Genomic DNA, 18,197 nt, shown 5'->3' on the forward strand with positions numbered 1-18,197 from the left:
ATTGCGGCCGCAGGATGAGCCCAGGTCTCGCCGCGGGCAGCCGGGCAATTACAAGAGGCGTTCCAGCACCTCAGCGCAGCGAATCACTTGCAGGCCGAGATCTTCAGTCACCTCGTCACTGCCTTCGTATTCAAAGCCATTGCGAACATCATGCGCCCGCGCCAGCAAGCGCCAGATGTCGGGACCGACCTCCAGCGTATGAGGCAGGCACTGAAACACCACGAAGCGGCTGGCGGGCCGCAACCCGCGACGCCGCAGGGCGGCCAGCGAGAACGCATACGCCGCGCTGTAGCCGAGAAGGAAGCGACCGGATAAAGAAAGACCTGGTGCCGATGCATCTTTGAGCCGATCCCTGCCGCTCTGGAGATGGGTCTCGATTTCAGTCGCGGAAGGAGGCTCCGACTTCAGTTGGCCCAACCTGAGGAGATTTTCAAGTTCATTGCGCCCCATCCTGTGCTCCGATCAATTCGATTTTCGGACCAGCCATCACGGAAACCAGAAAATGATTCCGCGCCGCGATCTTTTTCCGAAATTCAGCGGGGCGATACACGGTCAGCGAAATCTTCCTCCCCAGCCTTGTCTCCAGCGCCACCAGCTCAGGGTAGAGATCAGCGCTGCCAAGATCATCCGCCAGTACCAGCAAATCAATATCACTGGCCGCCGTATCCAGTCCCTTGGCAACCGATCCATAGAGGAAGGCCCGCTCGATGCGTTCCGAAAAAGGCAGAAGCATAGCCTTGATGGTATCGGCGACGCCAAAGGTCTTGCGAATAATGGCGCTCAGTTCCGAAAAGATTGGAGAGTCCGGATTGGGCTTGTAGAGCAAGACGCGTCCCACCTCTTCCCGCAGCAAGAGGCCGGCCGCGGTCAGCTTGCCCAATTCGCGCTGCGCCGATGCCGAGCTGATCCCGGTGCTGTTCATCAGTGCGCGCAGATGCATGCCCTCCGGCCGCAGGAACAGCTGGCCGAGAATGGCTTGGGTGGATTTGGAGAACAAGGCGTCGCCGAGGGTACTCATGCGCTCAATTCTAGCTCAATTGAGCTAAATTTTAGCGCAAGGAAGCAGTGGTGATGTCCGCCGGGATCCAAAAACAAAAAAGCCCCGCAAGAAACTTGCGAGGCTTTCGTATTCTGGCTCCCCGACCTGGACTCGAACCAGGGACCTGCGGATTAACAGTCCGTCGCTCTACCGACTGAGCTATCAGGGATCAATTGAGGGCGCGATTATGAACGATTTTTTTCAGATTTACCAGAGCGGAAAACGAAAATTTTTTACATCGTTCTACATCGTGGCGGCATAGCCCTGCCGCCCTTCGTGCGAGACCCAAACACCAGCCTCACACTAATTGAAAAGGCCCCGCAATCACTTGCGAGGCCTTCGCATTCTTTGGCTCCCCGACCTGGACTCGAACCAGGGACCTGCGGATTAACAGTCCGTCGCTCTACCGACTGAGCTATCAGGGAACAGCTGAGAAAAAGATTATGACGCGATTTTTACTTCATGTCAAAACTTTTTTCAGGGAAAGGGGCATTTTTTCATAGGAGAAAACACCCTGCGCGACCCCATCCGAAGACGGGGCCGCGCATGCCAATTACAGCACCTTGGCAATGGCGTCGACCACCACGTCGATGTTCTTGGTGTTCAACGCCGCCACGCAGATGCGGCCGGTGTCGACGGCGTAGATCGAGAACTCGTTGCGCAGGCGTTCCACCTGGGCCTTGGTCAGGCCGGAGTAGGAGAACATGCCGCGCTGCTTGATGACGAAATCGAAGTCATGACCCGGCGCCTTTTCCTTCAGCTTGGCCACCAGCAGCTGACGCATTTCGCGGATGCGCACGCGCATCTCGGCCAGTTCGTCTTCCCACAGCTTGCGCAGTTCGGGCGATGCCAGGGCGGTGGCGACCACCTGACCACCGTGGATCGGCGGGTTGGAGTAGTTGGTACGCACCACACGCTTCAATTGCGACAGCACGCGGGCCGCTTCTTCAGCGCTGGCGGCAGCGATGGACAGTGCGCCGACGCGTTCGCCATACAGCGAGAAGGACTTGGAGAAGGAGTTCGACACGAACAGCGGGCCGCCGGCTTCAGCGAAGCGGCGCACCACCTGGCCGTCTTCGGCGATGCCGTCGCCAAAGCCCTGGTAGGCCATGTCCAGGAAGGGAATCAGGCCGCGCGAGCTCACCACCTCGATGACCTGGGTCCACTGGTCGTCGGTCAGGTCGGCGCCGGTCGGGTTGTGGCAGCAGGCGTGCAGCAGCACGACCGAGCCGGCCTTCATGGTCTTCAAGGCCTCCAGCATGCCGGCGAAGTCCACGCCACGGGTGGCCGGGTCATAGTAGGGATAGGCGTTGACCTTGAAACCGGCCATCTCGAACAGGGCGCGGTGGTTTTCCCAGCTCGGATCGCTGATCCAGACTTCGGTGCCGGCCGGCGAGAAGTGCTTCAGGAAGTCTGCACCCAGCTTCAGGGCACCGGTGCCGCCCAGGGCTTGCACGGTAATGGCACGCTTCTCGGTCACCACGGCGCTGCCGGCGCCGAACACCAGTTCCTGCACCGCACGGTCATAGGTGGCCAGGCCATCGATGGGCAGGTAGGTACGCGGGGCCAGCTTGGCTGCCAGTTCCGCCTCGGCTTTCTTCACGCATTCCAGCAGGGGGACCTTGCCGTTGTCGTCGTAGTACACGCCCACGCCCAGGTTGGTCTTGGCCGGGTTCTGGTCGGCGTTGTAGGCTTCGGTCACGCCCAGGATGGGGTCGCGCGGCGCCATTTCGATGGCGGAAAACAGGGAGGCGGAGACAGGTGCGTTCATCGTGATAACATGAAAAGTTAGCTGCAACAAAGCGCTGCAGAAGGAAATGGATGCACATGGAGAGAATCGGGTGTGCACCTTTTTGCAACACCGCATTCTAACAAATGTGGATGGCCAATCACAGACACAGACAGGCCCGATTGCCTGCTGAATCTGCATGGAGCCATGTCCAATCGACATAACCCGCCCCCGGCCGGGCCGCCCTCCCCCGTGGATGAGCTGGCCGCTGACGCTGCTTTGCGTCCGGTTTTACAGGGCTCGGACACGCCGATTGCGTCTTGAACTTACACATCCTGGCAGCATTTGATGAATATTCACGCCACCACCTTGCCTGTGTGCAATGCCCCGCCTGCGGGCATGGCCGCATCCGTATGCACCGTGGCGGCTCACCGGCAATCCCGCGACAAAGGCAATCCCCACCATGGCTGAACTGACCCCCATCAATACCGAGCTGGACGAGAGCAAGTTCGTCACCTTCCCCGACTCGCCCTTCAAGCTCTACCAGGTCTTCCCGCCAGCGGGCGACCAGCCGGCGGCCATCGACAAGCTGGTGGAAGGCGTCAACGACGGCCTGTTCTACCAGACCCTGTTGGGCGTGACCGGCTCGGGCAAGACCTACACCATGGCCAACACGATTGCCCGCCTGGGCCGCCCGGCCATCGTGTTCGCCCCCAACAAGACGCTGGCGGCGCAGCTCTACAGCGAGTTCCGCGAATTCTTCCCGCACAATGCGGTGGAATACTTCGTCAGCTACTACGACTACTACCAGCCCGAAGCCTACGTGCCCCAGCGCGACCTGTTCATCGAGAAGGATTCCTCGATCAACGAACACATCGAGCAGATGCGCCTGTCCTGCACCAAGTCGCTGATGGAACGGCGCGACGTGGTGATCGTGGCGACCGTCTCGGCCATCTACGGTATCGGTAACCCCAACGAATACCACCAGATGATCCTGACCCTGCGTGCCAAGGACAAGGTATCGCAGCGCGACGTCATCGCCCGCCTGATCCAGATGCAGTACACCCGCAACGAAGTCGATTTCGGACGCGGCACCTTCCGCGTGCGCGGTGACACCATCGATGTCTTCCCGGCCGAACACGCCGAGCTGGCCGTGCGCATCGAGACCTTCGACGACGAGATCGACAGCCTGCAACTGTTCGACCCGCTGACCGGCCGCGTGCGCCAGAAAATCCCGCGCTTCACGATCTACCCAGGCTCGCACTACGTGACGCCGCGCTCAACCGTGCTGCGCGCCATCGAGACCATCAAGGAAGAGCTGGCCGAGCGCCTGGAATTCTTCCGCAAGGAAAACAAGCTCATCGAAGAACAGCGGCTGGAACAGCGCACCCGCTTCGACATCGAGATGATGACCGAGATCGGCTTCACCAAAGGCATCGAAAACTATTCGCGCCATCTCTCCGGCGCCAAGCCGGGAGACCCGCCACCGACGCTGGTGGATTACCTGCCCAAGGACGCCATCATGTTCCTGGACGAATCGCACGTGCTGATCGGCCAGCTGAACGGCATGTACAACGGCGACCGCGCACGCAAGGTGAACCTGGTGGACTATGGTTTCCGCCTGCCCTCGGCACTGGACAACCGGCCGCTGAAGTTCGAGGAATTCGAGAAGAAGATGCGCCAGACCATCTTCGTTTCGGCCACGCCTGCGGACTATGAAAACACCCACGCCGACCAGGTGGTGGAACAGGTGGTGCGCCCGACCGGCCTGGTCGATCCCGTCATCGCAGTGCGCCCGGCCACCACGCAGGTGGATGACCTGATGCAGGAGATCAACGACCGCATTGCCAAGGACGAGCGCGTGCTGGTGACCACGCTGACCAAGCGCATGGCCGAGCAGCTGACCGAATTCCTCTCCGACAATGGCATCAAGGTGCGCTACCTGCACAGCGACATCGATACAGTCGAGCGCGTGGAAATCATCCGCGACCTGCGCCTGGGCACCTTCGACGTGGTGGTCGGCATCAACCTGCTGCGCGAAGGTCTGGATATTCCCGAAGTCTCGCTGGTGGCCATCCTGGATGCGGACAAGGAAGGCTTCCTGCGTTCCGAGCGCAGCCTGATCCAGACCATCGGCCGCGCCGCCCGTAACCTGAACGGCATGGCCATCCTCTATGGCGACGTGGTGACCGATTCCATGCACAAGGCCATCACCGAGACCGAACGCCGCCGCGCCAAGCAGATGGCCTTCAACGAAGCCAATGGCATCGTGCCGACCGGCATCAAGAAGGAAATCCGCGAACTGATCGATGGCGTCTTCAACCCGGCCCAGGCGCGCACCGAACTGATGGTGGCCGAAGAGAAGCGCAACTACGAATCCATGAGCGAGAAGCAGATCAGCAAGGAGATCAAGCGCCTGGAGAAACAGATGCAGGAACATGCGAAGAACCTGGAGTTCGAAAAGGCCGCCGCTGCGCGCGACCAGCTGCATCTGCTGAAGCAGCAACTGTTCGGTGCGCCGGGCAGCGACACGGCGGTGGCGTGATGGTCAACTGATCGCCCCTCGGCGGGGAGGCCGCCCGGGCGGTATACAATGCCGCCATTTTGTTGCCACGGCCGTTCGCCTCCTTTTTCATGCCCACCGATTCCGCCGCCCTCCCCGTCGCCCTGCTGGACCTGATCCAGACGGCCCACCCCTCCTGGCACGCCGCCCTGCGCGCGGGCCTGGAGGCCATCGCCCAAGCCGATCCGGCCTATCTCCCTGCGCTTGCCCAGGATGATTACCTGCCCACCGAAGGCCGCCTGTTCGCCGCCTTCAGGCAGCCGATGGACAAGGTGCGCTACGTGCTGGTGGGCGAAGGCCCCTACCCGCGTGCGGCCAGCGCCACGGGCGTGTGCTTCATGGATGGGGCAGTCGGTTCGCTGTGGTCGGAGAAGGGCTTGTCCAAGCAGGTCAATCGCGCCACCTCCCTGCGCAATTTCATGAAGATGCTGCTGGTAGCCGATGGCGCCCTGCAGGCCGGGCAGACCAGCGGCGATGCCCTGGCCGGTATCGCGGCTCAGGCCCAGGCGGACGTGCAGGGCACGATCCAGACCCTGGCCGATCTGCAGGACAACCTGACGGCGCAGGGTTTCCTGCTGCTCAATGCCAGCCTGGTCTTCCGCGCGCATGTGCCACCGGTCAAGGATGCCCGCGCCTGGAAACCCTTCTTCGAGACCATCCTGCGCGCCCTGGCCGGACATGGCCAGACGCGGCACACGCCGCTGCCTACGCTGGTCCTGTGGGGCAAGATCGCTGAACAGCTGCACAGCCTGCCGCTGGTCACGCAATTTCCGCGCGCCGTGGCCGAACATCCCTACAACCTCAGCTTCATCGAACACAGCGGCATGCAACAGCTCTTCGGCGCCATGCACCTGCTCAGGAAGCGGGCCTGAACAAGGGCCCTAAACGCCCCTAAACGACCGTAAACGACAAATCCCCGCAAAAGGCGGGGATGGGGACTTTCTATACAACGTGCGCCTGACCATGTTGGGCGCGCTGTCGGCCAGGCGGGCCGCCGTTGCGGATACTGCCGGGTCGATCCGGATGATGCTGGCACGGCACGGTCTGCCTCTGTGGGCGACTGCTGGCTGCCTGCTGCGACCCCGCAATGGCGGAGCCGGTCTCTTCATCATCGTTCATCAGGCACATCGGGCCTGGTCTTGCTCATACTTCAGCTACTGCTGTAATACCATGAAGCTTGCTGCAAGGGCGCTCAGATCTGCGATTGCAGCTTCCAGACGGCGTGCAGGTGGCTGTGGTCCAGCTGGCGCAGGCGCACTTCCATCTCGAAGTGATCGGTCACGCCGTCGAAGTAGGCCGCGTCATTCAGTTCACTTGCATCGTTGCGCACCGGCTTCAAGGCGTGGGCGGCGATGACTTGCTGGACAGCAAACTTCACCAGCTCGACCAGCGAGCGCAAATTGTTAGAAAAACCGGCATCTTTTGCCAATATACTCACGTTGTTCACGATGAATTCCTTCTGTTTGTCGTTTGGGTGATTGAAGAATAAGGTCGCCCCTGGCTTTTGCAAAGCAACATTTTCCGTCACCACTATAAGTTTTTCTTACATAATGTCTTCTTCTCTGCCCCCACTGAAGTCTCTCAAAGTGTTCGAAGCGGCAGTCCGGACGCGGAGTCTGACGCTGGCGGCGCATGAACTTTTCATCACCCATAGCGCAGTCAGCCAGCAGATCAAATTGCTGGAAGAGTATTTCGAACAACCGTTGTTTTTACGCCAGTCGCGTGGTGTGGAACCCACAGAAGCCGCGCTGGCCTTCTATGCCGAGGTCAAGGCCAGCCTGGACCGCATCGCCCTGGCGGCCGAGCAGCTGTCGCTGGCCGGCAAGAGCCGCGTGGTGCGCCTGATTGCCGCGCCCTCGGTGGCGATGCGCTGGCTGATCCCGCGTCTGTCGCAGTTCCAGATCGACAACCCGCGCATCGAGGTGCGGGTGACCACCACCATGTCGGAGTATTTCGAGGATGTGAAGGATCCTTTCGACGTCATCATCTGGCGCAGCCCGCTGGAGCGCAGCGGTTACGAGTGCGCGCGCTTTCTGGATGACGTCTCGGTACCGCTGGCCTCGCCGCATTTCCTGGAGACGCATCCAATCCGCGTTCCGCGCGATTTCGTAGAGGTGCCGCTGATCCATCTCTCCAGCCGTTCATCGGCGTGGTCGCAGTGGCTGGGCAAGGCGGGGGTGGCGGTGCGGCGCAAGATGCCGGGGACGGTATATGAACATTCCTTCCTGAGCCTGCAGGCCGCAGCCACCGACCAGGGCGTGGGCATGGGCACGCTGGCGCTGGTGGATGACGATCTGGCGGCAGGCCGCCTGGTGCGGTTGTTTCCGGAGATCGTGCTGCATGGGGAGGGATACCACATGCTCTATCGCAGCAACGCCGACACCAATCCGGCGTTGAAGACCTTCATCACGTGGTTGAAGCAGATGGGGCAGGCCTCGTCCTTCGATCCGCAGCGGACCTGGCCGGCGGACTTCCCTGGCGAGTATTAACGCATGTTTCGCGATCACCCCCTGACCGTTCGACCTGAACAGGCCCATCGGGCCGTATCGAAGGCGCGCCGACCGAGAGCCCCTTCCTCGGGCTCAGGTCGGACGGCAAGCAGAGGCGCAATCCGTTCGGAAAATCCTAGTCCGCCGACTTGAGCACATGGACCTTGCGGTCAGCAATCAGATCCTTGGACTTCTCGCGGTAGTCGGTCATGTGCGGCAGGGTGAAATGCAGGCGCAACGCCTCTTCATCCTTCCATTTCTCCACGAAGGCGAAGGTATCGGGGCCCAGCGGCGCCTGGTTGGGGCCGAAGCCTTCGACGTCCGTCACCAGACCATATTCGATGCAACCTTCTTCGGCCCGCACGGCGGCCAGGTTGGCGCGGGCGATGGCCAGCAGTTCTTCACGCTTGCCGGGCTTGGCGGTGATGATGGCGACGACGGTGACGATGCTCATGCGGGAGTTCTCCTGTGCGTGGTGGCGGACGCCGCCGGGGCAGCGGCGCGGGCCATCAGCATACGCGAATTGCGCAGCCTCAGTTGAGACGGATCTTTTCCAGCAATTGCGTGATGTTGTAGCGCATCAGCGAGAGGTAGTCGGCCGCCGGACCACCGGCCTTGGAGAGCGCATCGGCATACAGCTTGCCACCGGCCGCGGTGCCGGATTCGCGGGCGATCTGCTGCAGCAGCTTGGGGTTGCTCATGTTCTCGAAGAACAGGGCCTTGATCTTTTCGCTGCGGATCTGGCGGATCAGGGCGGCGATGTCGCGGGCGCTGGGTTCGCTATCGGTGGAGACGCCCTGGGCAGCCAGGAAGCGCACCTTGTAGCGCGCGCCGAAATACTCGAACGCATCATGGGAGGTGATGACCTTGCGCTTGGCATCGGGAATCTGCGCGAACTGGCGCGCAGCCCAGGCATCCAGATCCTGCAGCTTGGCGATGTAGGCCTCGCCGTTCTTGCGGTAGACCTCGGCACCGGCCGGGTCCAGCTTGGCCAGGGCCGTGACGATGTTGCGCGCGTAGACGATCACGTTCTGCGGATCTTGCCAGGCGTGCGGATCATCCTTGCCGTGGTGCTCATGGCCATGGCCCTCTTCTTCCTCCCCCACGCGCTCGCGCGCCTGGATGCCGGCCGAGGCCACCACGATGGGACCATGATAGTTGGCCGACTGCGCCAGGCGCTCCATCCAGCCTTCGAAACCGAGGCCGTTGACCACGATCAGCCTGGCGCGCGAGACGGTCTTGATGTCATCCGGAGCCGGCTGGAAGACGTGGGCGTCTTCATCCGGGCCGACCAGGGTGGAGACGGTGATGCGGTCGCCGCCGACATTGGCCACCACGTCACCCAGGATGCTGAAGCTGGCCAGCACCGGAATGCGCTCGGCGGCAGCCGCCGGCAGGCTCGCTGCCAGGGCCAGAGCGGCCAGCAGCGCAGAGAGAGGACGAAACAGTTTCATGAAAACTCCAGAAGGTACAGAAATCAGAAAAACGGAAGAAAGCCCGGCATCAGGCCTGCAGATGCGGCCGCCGCAACAGGCGCGGCAGCCAGCCGCGCGGAGCCAGCAGCAGCGAGGCGGCATACAGCACGCCGGCACAGACGATGATGAGCGGGCCCGAGGGCACCGAGGTGTAATACGAAATGAGCAGGCCGGCATACCCCGCCAGCGCCGCCTGCAGCACGCTGTTGCACAGCTGCGCCGGCAAGGTGTCGTGCCACAGCCGTGCCGAGACCGCCGGCAGCATCATCAGGCCCACCGCCATGAGCGTGCCCAGTGTCTGGAAGGACGCCACCAGATTCATCACCACCAGCATCAGGAACACCTGCTGGTAGATCGCCCCGCCGCTGCGTCCGCCGCCCACGGCCATGTAGGACGGATCGAAACTCTCCAGCAGCAGCCCGCGATAGAGCGCGGCGATGCCCAGCACGCTCGCGCTGGTCACGCTGGCGATGAGCACCAGACCTTCGCTGTCCACGCCCAGCACGTTGCCGAACAGGATATGCAGCAGATCAAGCTGGGTACCGTGGCGCGAAATCAGGATCACGCCCAGTGCCAGCGCCACCACGTAGATGGCGGCCATGCTGGCATCTTCCTTGAGTTCGGTATGACGGCTGATCCAGCCGGCCACCGCCACCACCAGCACACCGGCGGCAAAGCCACCGATGGACAGCGCCGGCAGCGACAGGCCGAAGAAGATGAAGCCCACCGCCACCCCCGGCAGCACCGCGTGGCTGAGCGCCTCGCCGAACAGGCTCATGCGGCGCAGGGTCAGCAGCACCCCCAGGGGCGCACTGCCCAGCGACAGGGCCAGGGCGGCGACGAGAGCGCGGCGCATGAAGGAAAATTCCAGGAACGGCGAAATTGCCAGCGCCTGCAAAGTCGAGAGAGCGCTCATGACTGGCCTCCGGGGATGGAGGACCGAGGCGTGGAAACATGCCCATGTGAATGATCGTGCGCATGGTTGTGCTCATGGTCGTGCGCATGCTGGTGAGTGCGGGACAACGCCAGCACGTCGGCCTCGCTGACCTCGCACACCCCGGCATGCTCATCCACGGCCTCGGCCATGGCGCGGGCGCGTTGCAGGTTTTCGTCGCACATCACCTCGGCGGTGTCGCCCCAGGCCACCACGTTGCGCGCCAGCAGCAAGGTCTGCGGGAAGGCGCGGCGCACCTGGTCATGGTCGTGCAGCACCGCGATCACGGTACGGCGCTCGGCATGCCAGGCCGAGATGATGCGCAAGAGGTCGCCGGTGGTGCGGGCATCGATGGCATTGAAGGGTTCATCGAGCAGGATCACCTCGGCATCCTGCAGCAGGATGCGGGCAAACAGCACGCGCTGGAACTGCCCCACCGAAAGGCTGGAGACCGGACGCGCGGCAAAGCCGTCCAGCCCGACCGCCGTGAGCGCCTGCACCGCGCGCTGGCGCATGCCCGCGTCGATGGCACCCCAGTTGCCCTTGGCCTGCCAGTACCCCAGCAGGACGCAATCGAGCACGTTGATCGGGAAGCTGCGGTCGATCTCGGCCTGCTGCGGCAGGTAGGCGATACGGCGCGCATCCACATGGGTATGCACGCGCCCGTCATTGCAGCGCACCAGCCCCAGCATGGTCTTGAGCAGGGTGCTCTTGCCGGCGCCATTGGGGCCGACGATGGCCGTGAGCGAACCGCGCGCGAAGGCACCGTTGACGTGGTGCAAGGCCGGATGACGGCGATAGCTGACGGTCAGGTTGTCCAGGGAAATGGCTGCATCCATGTCAGCCCTCCCCCAGCGCCCAGTACACGCCCAGCCACAGCAGCAGGATCACGGGCGCAACGGCCAGCACGCGCTGCCACCAGGGGCTGGCGAGCACGCCTTGCTTGAGTATGAATCGAGAGAAAAACGACACGGCAGGCAATCCGGGAAGAAGCAACACGGTGGCCGGACAAGCTGACCCGCAGCACTGGGCCTGGCGGACTTGTCCCTGGGCGCAACCGAGTTGCAGAAACAGGAAAAGCAGGCATTATAATGCAACCCTGTTGCAGAATGTAACAAGGCTGCAAATTCGGCCGGTGTCCGGGGCACAATGCCGCACTGAGGGCAGATCTTCTGACCTGTTTTGCAGTCTGCCTCTTTGCGTTGTCGACTTGCCGCCTCCCCCTTGAATTTACTTCACAACAAGCACAAGAAAGCCGCCCATGTTCCGATCCCGTCCGTCCTTGTCCCTGATTCCGCTCATCCTGCTGTCCCTGGCCAGTCTGCCCGCGCTGGCGGCCGATGAGGGCCATGACCATCATGGCAACCATCCGCCCCACGTCCACGGCGTGGGCAAGCTGGACGTGGCGCTGGAAGGCAATACCCTGACCCTGCACCTGGATAGCCCGCTGATCAACCTGGTCGGCTTCGAACATGCCGCCAACAGCAGCAAGGACAAGGACACCGTGCGCGCCGCCGTCAAGAACCTGCGAGAGGTCAGCCGCATGTTCGCCACCGATGCGGCCGCCCAGTGCAAGCCGGCCGAAGTGCAACTGGAATCGGCCGTCCTCACGCCTGCCCTGCTGGGTGAAAAGAGCGCCGTCAGCAGCGAGCCGGCGCCCACCGATGGCCATGCCGACCTCGACGGCGACTTCACGCTGGTCTGCGCCAGTCCGGGCGCGCTCACGGCGGTGGATGTGAGCGGCCTGTTTGCCGCCTTCCCCGGTTTCCACAGCATCGATGTGCAACTGGCGACACCCAAGAAGCAAGGGGCGGTGCAGCTGCTGCCCGGCAGTGCCATCATCCCCCTGAACTGATTTCCCCCAAGCCGCCAGGGCTGTGCGCCCCGGCGGGCCAGTCAGGGCAATGACAGCCGGCGGCGCTATGATCGGCAGCGATCGTCCCCGCGCTGTCGCTTCTGCGTTTTCCTTCATGTTGTCATGACTCTTCCTGAACACTCTTCCCCGGCCGCGGCCATCGCCATGCGCGATCTGCGCTTCACCTGGCCCGGCCAGGCGCACCCGGCGCTGGCCTTGCCGCATTTCCAGGTCGCTCCTGGTGAACATGTCTTCGTCAGCGGCCCCAGCGGCAGCGGCAAGAGCACCCTGCTGGCGGCCATCGGCGGCATCATCGTGCCGCAGGCCGGCCAGGTGGAGGTCCTGGGCCAGCCGTTGCAGAGGCTCTCGGCGGCGCGCCGCGACCGCTTCCGGGTGGATCACATCGGGTTCATCTTCCAGCAGTTCAATCTGCTGCCGTATCTCTCCATCCTCGACAACGTGCTGCTGCCCTGCCAGTTCTCGGCGCGTCGCAGGGAGCGCGCCGGCCAGCAGGGTGCGGATCTCAAGAGCGTGGCGCAATCGCTGCTGGCCGCGCTGGACCTGGCACCGGGCCTCTGGTCGCGCCCGGTGACGCAGCTGTCCATCGGTCAGCAGCAGCGCGTGGCAGCGGCGCGCTCCTTGATCGGCCGGCCGGAAATCATCGTCGCCGATGAACCGACCTCGGCGCTGGACAGCGACCGCCAGCAGGCCTTCCTCGACCTGCTGCAGCGCGAATGCGCGCAGAGCGGCGCGGCGCTGGTCTTCGTCAGCCACGACCTGCGCCTGGCCGAGCGCTTCGACCGCCGCATCGCGCTGGAACAGCTCAACCAAGCCGCCCGTCCCGAGGAGCTCGCATGAAGCTGCTGCTACGACTGGCCGCGCGCAGCGCCTGGAACCGGCGCTTCACGCTGGGCCTGATGCTGCTGGCCATTGCCCTGTCCACCACCATGCTGCTGGGTATCGAACGGGTGCGGCATGAGGTACGGGCCGGTTTCTCGCAATCGGTCTCGGGCACCGATCTGGTGGTCGGCGCCCGCACCAGCCCGATCCAGCTGATGCTGTATGCCATCTTCCGCATCGGCGGCGCCACCAACAACATGGGCTGGGACAGCGCCCAGACCCTGGCGCGCGATCCGGCGGTAGCCTGGACCATCCCGATCTCGCTGGGCGATTCGCTGCGCGGTTTCCCGGTGCTGGCCACCAATGGCAACTATTTCACCCATTTCCGCTACGGCAGCGGCCAGTCGCTCAAGCTGGCCCAGGGCAAGCCCTTTGCCGACGTCTTCGAGGCCGTCCTGGGCGCGGACGTGGCCGAGAAGCTTCACTACCACCTGGGTGACACCATCGTGCTGGCGCACGGCATGGGCGGCATGGGCCTGACCCAGCATGCCGACAAACCCTTCAAGGTGGTCGGCATCCTGGCGCGCACCGGCACCCCCGTGGACCGCACGGTGCACATCGGCCTGGACGGCATGCAGGCCATCCACCTCGACTGGGAAGGCGGGGCACCGATGCCGGGCCTGCATATCCCGGCCAAATTCGTGAAGAAATTCGACCTCACCCCGACCAGCATCACTGCCGTGCTGGTGGGCCTGAAGAGCCGCGCGCGCGTCTTTGCCGTGCAGCGCGCCATTGCCGATGGCGATGGCTACAAGGAACCGCTGATGGCCGTACTGCCCGGCGTGGCGCTGGATCAGCTGTGGGATGTGGTCGGCATCGGCGAAAACGCCCTGCTGGTGGTCTCGGGCATGGTGGTGGTGGTCGGCCTGGCCGGTCTGGTGGCGGCAATCCTGGCCAGCCTGGGCGAGCGGCGGCGCGAGCTGGCGATCCTGCGCTCGGTGGGCGCGCGTCCGCTGGATGTGCTGTGGCTGCTGTGCGTGGAAGGCCTGGGCGTGATGCTCTCGGGCGTGCTGGCGGGCCTGTTGCTGCTGAGCGCGCTGATCTGGGCGCTGGGACCGCTGCTGGCGCAGCAATTCGGCATCGCGCTGCAACCGGCGTGGCCGGGTGCCGGCGAATTACAATTGCTGCTCTGGACCGTCCTGGCCGGGCTGGTGGCCAGCCTCTTGCCGGCCTGGCGGGCGTATCGCCTGAGCCTGTCGGACGGTCTGACGCCAAAAATCTGATCTGGATGCACTGATATGAAGACTCTTTACTGGATGGGTGGCATCGTCGCCGCCGGCCTGCTGGTAGGCACCGGCGTGCGCCTGCTGGCGCATGGCGATGCCCAGGCAGCACCGGCAGCGGCCCCTGCTGCGGCCGCCGCCCCCGCGCCTGGCGGCCCGCTGGTGGGCGCCGTACCGGCCGTGACCGCGCGCGCCGCGGCCGGCAGCACCGTGTCGGGCGTGGCCGAGGCCTCCAGCGGCCAATACCAGGTGGGCGAGCACCTGCAGCAAAGCGCCGCCGTCACCGAGCAGCCGTACCAGGCCTCCGGCAAGATGGTCAACGGCTTCCAGGAGATCGCCTGGGAGTCGCTCATCCCCAAGGACTGGGACCCGATGGCGCCCTTCAAGGGTATCAAGCTGGACCAGCTCAGTGACGACGACCCGCGTGCCGCCGCCGCGCTGTGGAAGGCCAAGAAATACTGGAAGGATGCCCCCGTCGACCCCGCCATGGAAGGCAAGCCGGTGCGCCTGCCCGGCTTCGTGGTGGCGCTCGACCGCGAAGGCGAGGCGCTCAAGGAATTCCTGCTGGTGCCCTACTTCGGCGCCTGCATCCACATACCGCCGCCACCCGCCAACCAGATCATCCACGTCAAGAGCCCCAAGGCGATCAAGAACGTGCGCACCATGGACGCCGTGTGGATCAGCGGCGTGATCAAGGTGGAGCGCTCCGATTCTTCCATGGGGGCCTCCAGCTACAGCATGAAGGCCGTCAGCGTCGAACCCTATACCGCGCCCGACAAAAGCTGAGGCTTATCCCCAACTCCCCTCCTCCCCCGACAAGGCCTGCCCTGCGCAGGCCTTATCCACATTTTGCGGGGGCAAGCTTGTGGACAAGGCTTTGACAAGCCACTCAAGCTCTTGATTCTTCAAGGATTTTTTCCAACGCTCCAAGGAGGTGCAGGCGGCCGGACCGGCAGCTTCAGCGCAGCCTGGCGCGCGCTTATCCCCGCAACTTGTCCGGATATCCACATTTTTTGGGAGCAAGCCTGTGGAGAAGCGCTGGGCAAGTCGGCCAAGAGCTTGATTCCAAAGGACTTTCCCGCAGCGAGAGGCCAGGAGGCAAAAAACGGGCAAGCTTCGCTCGCGGGAAGGCGCGTCATGGTGCGGGACGATATCCACATTTTCTGGTGGCAAGCTTGTGGAGAAGCACTTGACAAGCCATTCAAGCCGTTGATTTCAAACAACTTTTCAATAACGCAACAGGCGCATGCAAAGTCCTGCAAAACGACTCCACGCGGCCGTTTTTGCATTGCCGCAACCCGCCAAAAACGCCTCCCAATACGCTTTTGCGAGGATATCCACACTTTTTGGTGGCAAGCCTGTGGACAAGGGCTTAGCAATAGACTCAAGCATTTGATTACAAAGGATATTTTCGCTCCGATGCAAACCAGGGCAGGATTGAGGCAGTTCCGCGCGTCCGGCGCAAAGCCGCGCCCAGACTGGCCGGGCGGGATAATATCCACATTTTTTGGTGGCAAGCCTGTGGACAAGCGCTGGACAAGCAACTCAAATCATTGATTTCAAAGGATTTTTCACCTCCTATCAGCGCGCAGGCAGCCTCAAGGCCGGGGGCGGAGCAAGGACGGATATCCACATCTTTTGGTGGCAAGCCTGTGGAAAAGCCTTGGGTAAGCAATCCAAGTCCTTGATTGCAAAGGGGATTCACCGCCAGAGCAGCGGATGGGCAGGAACCGGGAAGGGAGGAGAAAAAGCGATGGGCAGGCCCCGTTGGCGGAGCCTGCCCTGAAGGGAAGACGCACCCCGCGCCGCGCACCGGCAAGCTTGCGCCTGTCGGGAAGGGAGGACCGCGGCTTCCACTACGTGTGCGACCTGCCGGGTTACGACGCCACTGTCCGGCCTGGGCGTGAAGCATGAAGCATTGAGCACGAAGAAACTGGCTGAGCCGGAGAAAAAAGCCTGCGACGCGCTCGCATCGCAGGCAAAACATCTGCACGGACTCAGAGGAGACAGGCGCAAGTCTAGCGGTCACGTATGACCACGCCATGACAGTGCGCCGGGATATGAAGGAAAAAGCAGAGGAGCAGAAAACGTTGAGGCAATGTCATCAAGGGGTCATAACGCTGCCTTAAAGTAGCAAGCCTAGTGCGGTACATGCAACCGATATGCATGATCGCATGGTGTGTTGGACATCTGTCCAGCACACCCTCCTCTCGGAGGCGTCCGCCTCCATGACCTTTCCCTGAAGAACTTGCTGAACGTCTTACCAGACGCCTTCGATGGCGGTGGCTTGCAGTTTGATGCGCGAGACTTCGCCATCGGCACCCTGCAGGGCCAGATCGTCCGGCATCGCCTTGGGCGGCTTGCGGAACCATTCCAGGCACAGTTGCGAGAGATTGGTGAGCGCCTTCTTGGCCATGAACTGCTGCAGCAGCTCGCGCGTAAGCTCCAGGTTGGAAGCCAGGAAGAAGTCGCCCGGCTGGCCCAGCGCCTGCACACCGGCGCTCATGCGCTGCAGGTCTTTCTGGAACATCTGGCGCGGTACCGGCAGCGGGTGGCCGGCCGAGACCAGCAATTCCCGGAACAGCGGGGCCATGAAGTCCAGCGCATAGCCATCGCATTGCACCCAGGCGTGAAAGGCATCCTGGTTGCTGGACACGCTCTGACCATCTTCGCCCAGCGTGCCGAAGGACAGCGCGCCGCCACCGTCTTCACGAATCAGGTAGAAAGCCGCACCGGCCACGGGAAAGGCGTTGCGCTTGTAGAACTTCTTGAGGATCTGCGCTGCGGTGACGGAAAAGAAGAAACTGGCGGCCGGGATATCCGCTTGCACGCTATGCAGCACGGAATGGATGACGCGGAAGATGCGTTGGTAATCGGCCAGGGGAATCAATGGGCGCAGGTTCTGCGCGGAGGAATGTGAGCTTTGCATGGGCGCTATTTTCTCATGGAAAAGAACGGGCAAGCCGCTAGGCCGCTTCACGGGAATGCCCGACTGCACACTCCCGCTGCGTGACGCGCGCTTTGGAACAAAAGCGGCTGCACGACTTGCCGTTCCACCTCAAGAGAATTTACTGCTCAACTCTGCTTCTACTGCAACAACTGCTACTACTGCTACTGCCACTACGCACTGCTACTACAACAACGACTGCTCGCTGATGCGGCAGGCACTACCCCTAGTGCCCTGCAATGTTGCTGCTTCACTTCCCCTCTGCTTCACTTCCCCACTCCACCCGCACTTTCCCCCAGGCATTCATTCCGGCTTTGCCGGCTCCTGCATGAAACAGGTGCAATTGACATCGTGATACTGCGCGCAATGCTGCAAGGACGGCCGGGTCAGGCCATTGTTGAACAGCGAGCGCTCATCGGCATCCACGCTCATGTAGCGCATGGCCGAGGCCATCACCTGCTGGTCGCGCTGGCCGATGTCGTCCAGCGACACTTCCAGGTTGCCCCACTCCTTGTCGGTCTTGACGAAGAGATACATCAGCACGGTGCAGAAGACCAGGTAACTGATGAACATCAGGGTGATCTCACCCGGTACGGATTCGGTAATGAACTGCATGGCTGACTCCTGGCAAAGGCAAGCTGCTTGGGTAAGGTCTTGCGTGCAAATAATGACTTCGCCGTGTGGTCGGGAGTCCGGAGCACAGACCGTGTTTCATTGGTTCCCATGGTAGTGAGCGAACGTGACTGCGAACATCGGGGAATTCCTGATCCTGGCACCGGCCTGCGTAGCTCAACAACAGGCCGGCATTGGGAAAACGCCGTGGAAGCGCTCCTGAAAGTTACGTAAATTTCAAGCTTCCATGCACCAGCGGCAACGCCGAAAAAAAACCCGCCAGGCTTGCGCGCGGCGGGTTCAGGCTCGAATTGTCCAAGTCCAGGGACGTCTGAGGAGACCCGCCCAATGTACCCGGCCGCGCAAGGACTGAAAACTAAGCATTGCTCATACCCTTATGCCCGATGCACATAAGGCGTTCCCCTCTGCCC

General features: G+C 62.6%; 19 protein-coding genes and 2 tRNA genes. 8 read left to right on the plus strand and 13 right to left on the minus strand.

Annotated elements, in window-relative coordinates:
* Nucleotides 1-48: 48 nt before the first annotated feature.
* The 5 genes from AACH55_RS16455 to AACH55_RS16475 all read right to left on the minus strand — a co-directional run bounded on the left by AACH55_RS16455 (nt 49) and on the right by AACH55_RS16475 (nt 2,810).
* Entirely contained in the window at nt 49-450 is a 402-nt protein-coding gene (locus AACH55_RS16455) for a hypothetical protein (RefSeq protein WP_338715741.1), read from the minus strand.
* Entirely contained in the window at nt 437-1,018 is a 582-nt protein-coding gene (locus tag AACH55_RS16460; RefSeq protein ID WP_338715742.1) for a nucleotidyltransferase domain-containing protein, read from the minus strand. The genes AACH55_RS16455 and AACH55_RS16460 overlap by 14 nt, the downstream gene beginning before the upstream one ends.
* A 114-nt stretch (nt 1,019-1,132) precedes the next feature.
* Nucleotides 1,133-1,208: transfer RNA gene (locus AACH55_RS16465), tRNA-Asn, on the minus strand.
* Nucleotides 1,209-1,388: 180 nt separating this feature from the next.
* Nucleotides 1,389-1,464, minus strand: a tRNA-Asn gene (locus AACH55_RS16470).
* Nucleotides 1,465-1,592: 128 nt separating this feature from the next.
* Entirely contained in the window at nt 1,593-2,810 is a 1,218-nt protein-coding gene (locus AACH55_RS16475; protein WP_338715743.1) for an amino acid aminotransferase, read from the minus strand.
* Between the two features lie 421 nt (nt 2,811-3,231).
* Here AACH55_RS16475 and uvrB point away from each other — a divergent pair, with 421 nt between their 5' ends.
* Together uvrB and AACH55_RS16485 are read left to right on the plus strand one after the other, a co-directional pair.
* Nucleotides 3,232-5,313, plus strand: a complete 2,082-nt coding sequence (uvrB, locus tag AACH55_RS16480) for an excinuclease ABC subunit UvrB (protein WP_338715744.1) — start codon at nt 3,232-3,234, stop codon at nt 5,311-5,313.
* 89 nt (nt 5,314-5,402) lie between these two features.
* Nucleotides 5,403-6,203: a uracil-DNA glycosylase gene (locus AACH55_RS16485; RefSeq protein ID WP_338715745.1), complete on the plus strand. Its 801-nt coding sequence runs from the start codon at nt 5,403-5,405 to the stop codon at nt 6,201-6,203.
* 320 nt (nt 6,204-6,523) lie between these two features.
* On the opposite strand, the gene AACH55_RS16490 is transcribed toward AACH55_RS16485, so the two are convergent.
* Nucleotides 6,524-6,778, minus strand: a complete 255-nt coding sequence (locus AACH55_RS16490) for a hypothetical protein (RefSeq protein WP_338715746.1) — start codon at nt 6,776-6,778, stop codon at nt 6,524-6,526.
* A 103-nt stretch (nt 6,779-6,881) separates the two neighbouring features.
* Here AACH55_RS16490 and AACH55_RS16495 point away from each other — a divergent pair, with 103 nt between their 5' ends.
* On the plus strand, nt 6,882-7,820 hold the full coding sequence (locus AACH55_RS16495; RefSeq protein ID WP_338715747.1) for a LysR substrate-binding domain-containing protein: 939 nt from the start codon (nt 6,882-6,884) through the stop codon (nt 7,818-7,820).
* A 136-nt stretch (nt 7,821-7,956) separates the two neighbouring features.
* Here AACH55_RS16495 and AACH55_RS16500 read toward each other — a convergent pair whose 3' ends face one another.
* From AACH55_RS16500 to AACH55_RS16520, 5 genes are all read right to left on the minus strand, one after another.
* A complete protein-coding gene (locus tag AACH55_RS16500) occupies nt 7,957-8,274 on the minus strand; it encodes a putative quinol monooxygenase (protein WP_338715748.1) in 318 nt (105 codons plus the stop codon).
* A gap of 79 nt (nt 8,275-8,353) precedes the next feature.
* A complete protein-coding gene (locus tag AACH55_RS16505) occupies nt 8,354-9,274 on the minus strand; it encodes a metal ABC transporter substrate-binding protein (protein WP_338715749.1) in 921 nt (306 codons plus the stop codon).
* A 49-nt stretch (nt 9,275-9,323) separates the two neighbouring features.
* On the minus strand, nt 9,324-10,211 hold the full coding sequence (locus AACH55_RS16510) for a metal ABC transporter permease (RefSeq protein ID WP_338715750.1): 888 nt from the start codon (nt 10,209-10,211) through the stop codon (nt 9,324-9,326).
* Entirely contained in the window at nt 10,208-11,068 is an 861-nt protein-coding gene (locus tag AACH55_RS16515) for an ATP-binding cassette domain-containing protein (protein ID WP_338715751.1), read from the minus strand. Before AACH55_RS16515 ends, AACH55_RS16510 begins: the two co-directional genes overlap by 4 nt.
* A gap of 1 nt (nt 11,069) precedes the next feature.
* Nucleotides 11,070-11,201, minus strand: coding sequence for a hypothetical protein (locus AACH55_RS16520; RefSeq protein ID WP_338715752.1), 132 nt, complete (start codon nt 11,199-11,201; stop codon nt 11,070-11,072).
* 289 nt (nt 11,202-11,490) lie between these two features.
* On the opposite strand from AACH55_RS16520, the gene AACH55_RS16525 reads away from it, so the two are divergent.
* The 5 genes from AACH55_RS16525 to AACH55_RS16545 all read left to right on the plus strand — a co-directional run bounded on the left by AACH55_RS16525 (nt 11,491) and on the right by AACH55_RS16545 (nt 15,764).
* A complete protein-coding gene (locus AACH55_RS16525; RefSeq protein WP_338715753.1) occupies nt 11,491-12,084 on the plus strand; it encodes a DUF2796 domain-containing protein in 594 nt (197 codons plus the stop codon).
* A gap of 123 nt (nt 12,085-12,207) precedes the next feature.
* Nucleotides 12,208-12,942, plus strand: a complete 735-nt coding sequence (locus tag AACH55_RS16530) for an ABC transporter ATP-binding protein (RefSeq protein ID WP_338715754.1) — start codon at nt 12,208-12,210, stop codon at nt 12,940-12,942.
* On the plus strand, nt 12,939-14,207 hold the full coding sequence (locus AACH55_RS16535) for an ABC transporter permease (RefSeq protein WP_338715755.1): 1,269 nt from the start codon (nt 12,939-12,941) through the stop codon (nt 14,205-14,207). Before AACH55_RS16530 ends, AACH55_RS16535 begins: the two co-directional genes overlap by 4 nt.
* Before the next feature lie 15 nt (nt 14,208-14,222).
* Nucleotides 14,223-14,993, plus strand: a complete 771-nt coding sequence (locus tag AACH55_RS16540) for a DUF3299 domain-containing protein (protein ID WP_338715756.1) — start codon at nt 14,223-14,225, stop codon at nt 14,991-14,993.
* 111 nt (nt 14,994-15,104) lie between these two features.
* Nucleotides 15,105-15,764 (plus strand): hypothetical protein, encoded by a 660-nt coding sequence (locus tag AACH55_RS16545; protein WP_338715757.1) that lies wholly within the window; start codon nt 15,105-15,107, stop codon nt 15,762-15,764.
* A 703-nt stretch (nt 15,765-16,467) separates the two neighbouring features.
* Here the strand turns inward: AACH55_RS16545 and AACH55_RS16550 are convergent.
* Together AACH55_RS16550 and AACH55_RS16555 are read right to left on the minus strand one after the other, a co-directional pair.
* Nucleotides 16,468-17,136 carry a DUF2026 family protein gene (locus AACH55_RS16550; RefSeq protein ID WP_338715758.1) on the minus strand — a complete coding sequence of 223 codons (669 nt, stop codon included), beginning with the start codon at nt 17,134-17,136 and terminating at the stop codon, nt 16,468-16,470.
* Between the two features lie 321 nt (nt 17,137-17,457).
* Complete coding sequence (locus AACH55_RS16555; RefSeq protein ID WP_338715759.1) at nt 17,458-17,769, minus strand: hypothetical protein; 312 nt, start codon at nt 17,767-17,769, stop codon at nt 17,458-17,460.
* Between the last annotated feature and the right edge of the window lie 428 nt (nt 17,770-18,197).

Source organism: Herbaspirillum sp. DW155, assembly GCF_037076565.1.
Taxonomy (GTDB): domain Bacteria; phylum Pseudomonadota; class Gammaproteobacteria; order Burkholderiales; family Burkholderiaceae_D; genus Herbaspirillum.

Bases quoted from the DNA above. Each gene is read 5' to 3' on its own strand.
- AACH55_RS16455 (WP_338715741.1), bottom strand. From the start codon at position 450: ATGGGGCGCAATGAACTTGAAAATCTCCTCAGGTTGGGCCAACTGAAG.
- AACH55_RS16460 (WP_338715742.1), bottom strand. From the start codon at position 1,018: ATGAGTACCCTCGGCGACGCCTTGTTCTCCAAATCCACCCAAGCCATT.
- AACH55_RS16475 (WP_338715743.1), bottom strand. From the start codon at position 2,810: ATGAACGCACCTGTCTCCGCCTCCCTGTTTTCCGCCATCGAAATGGCG.
- uvrB (WP_338715744.1), top strand. From the start codon at position 3,232: ATGGCTGAACTGACCCCCATCAATACCGAGCTGGACGAGAGCAAGTTC.
- AACH55_RS16485 (WP_338715745.1), top strand. From the start codon at position 5,403: ATGCCCACCGATTCCGCCGCCCTCCCCGTCGCCCTGCTGGACCTGATC.
- AACH55_RS16495 (WP_338715747.1), top strand. From the start codon at position 6,882: ATGTCTTCTTCTCTGCCCCCACTGAAGTCTCTCAAAGTGTTCGAAGCG.
- AACH55_RS16500 (WP_338715748.1), bottom strand. From the start codon at position 8,274: ATGAGCATCGTCACCGTCGTCGCCATCATCACCGCCAAGCCCGGCAAG.
- AACH55_RS16505 (WP_338715749.1), bottom strand. From the start codon at position 9,274: ATGAAACTGTTTCGTCCTCTCTCTGCGCTGCTGGCCGCTCTGGCCCTG.
- AACH55_RS16510 (WP_338715750.1), bottom strand. From the start codon at position 10,211: ATGAGCGCTCTCTCGACTTTGCAGGCGCTGGCAATTTCGCCGTTCCTG.
- AACH55_RS16515 (WP_338715751.1), bottom strand. From the start codon at position 11,068: ATGGATGCAGCCATTTCCCTGGACAACCTGACCGTCAGCTATCGCCGT.
- AACH55_RS16525 (WP_338715753.1), top strand. From the start codon at position 11,491: ATGTTCCGATCCCGTCCGTCCTTGTCCCTGATTCCGCTCATCCTGCTG.
- AACH55_RS16530 (WP_338715754.1), top strand. From the start codon at position 12,208: ATGACTCTTCCTGAACACTCTTCCCCGGCCGCGGCCATCGCCATGCGC.
- AACH55_RS16535 (WP_338715755.1), top strand. From the start codon at position 12,939: ATGAAGCTGCTGCTACGACTGGCCGCGCGCAGCGCCTGGAACCGGCGC.
- AACH55_RS16540 (WP_338715756.1), top strand. From the start codon at position 14,223: ATGAAGACTCTTTACTGGATGGGTGGCATCGTCGCCGCCGGCCTGCTG.
- AACH55_RS16550 (WP_338715758.1), bottom strand. From the start codon at position 17,136: ATGCAAAGCTCACATTCCTCCGCGCAGAACCTGCGCCCATTGATTCCC.
- AACH55_RS16555 (WP_338715759.1), bottom strand. From the start codon at position 17,769: ATGCAGTTCATTACCGAATCCGTACCGGGTGAGATCACCCTGATGTTC.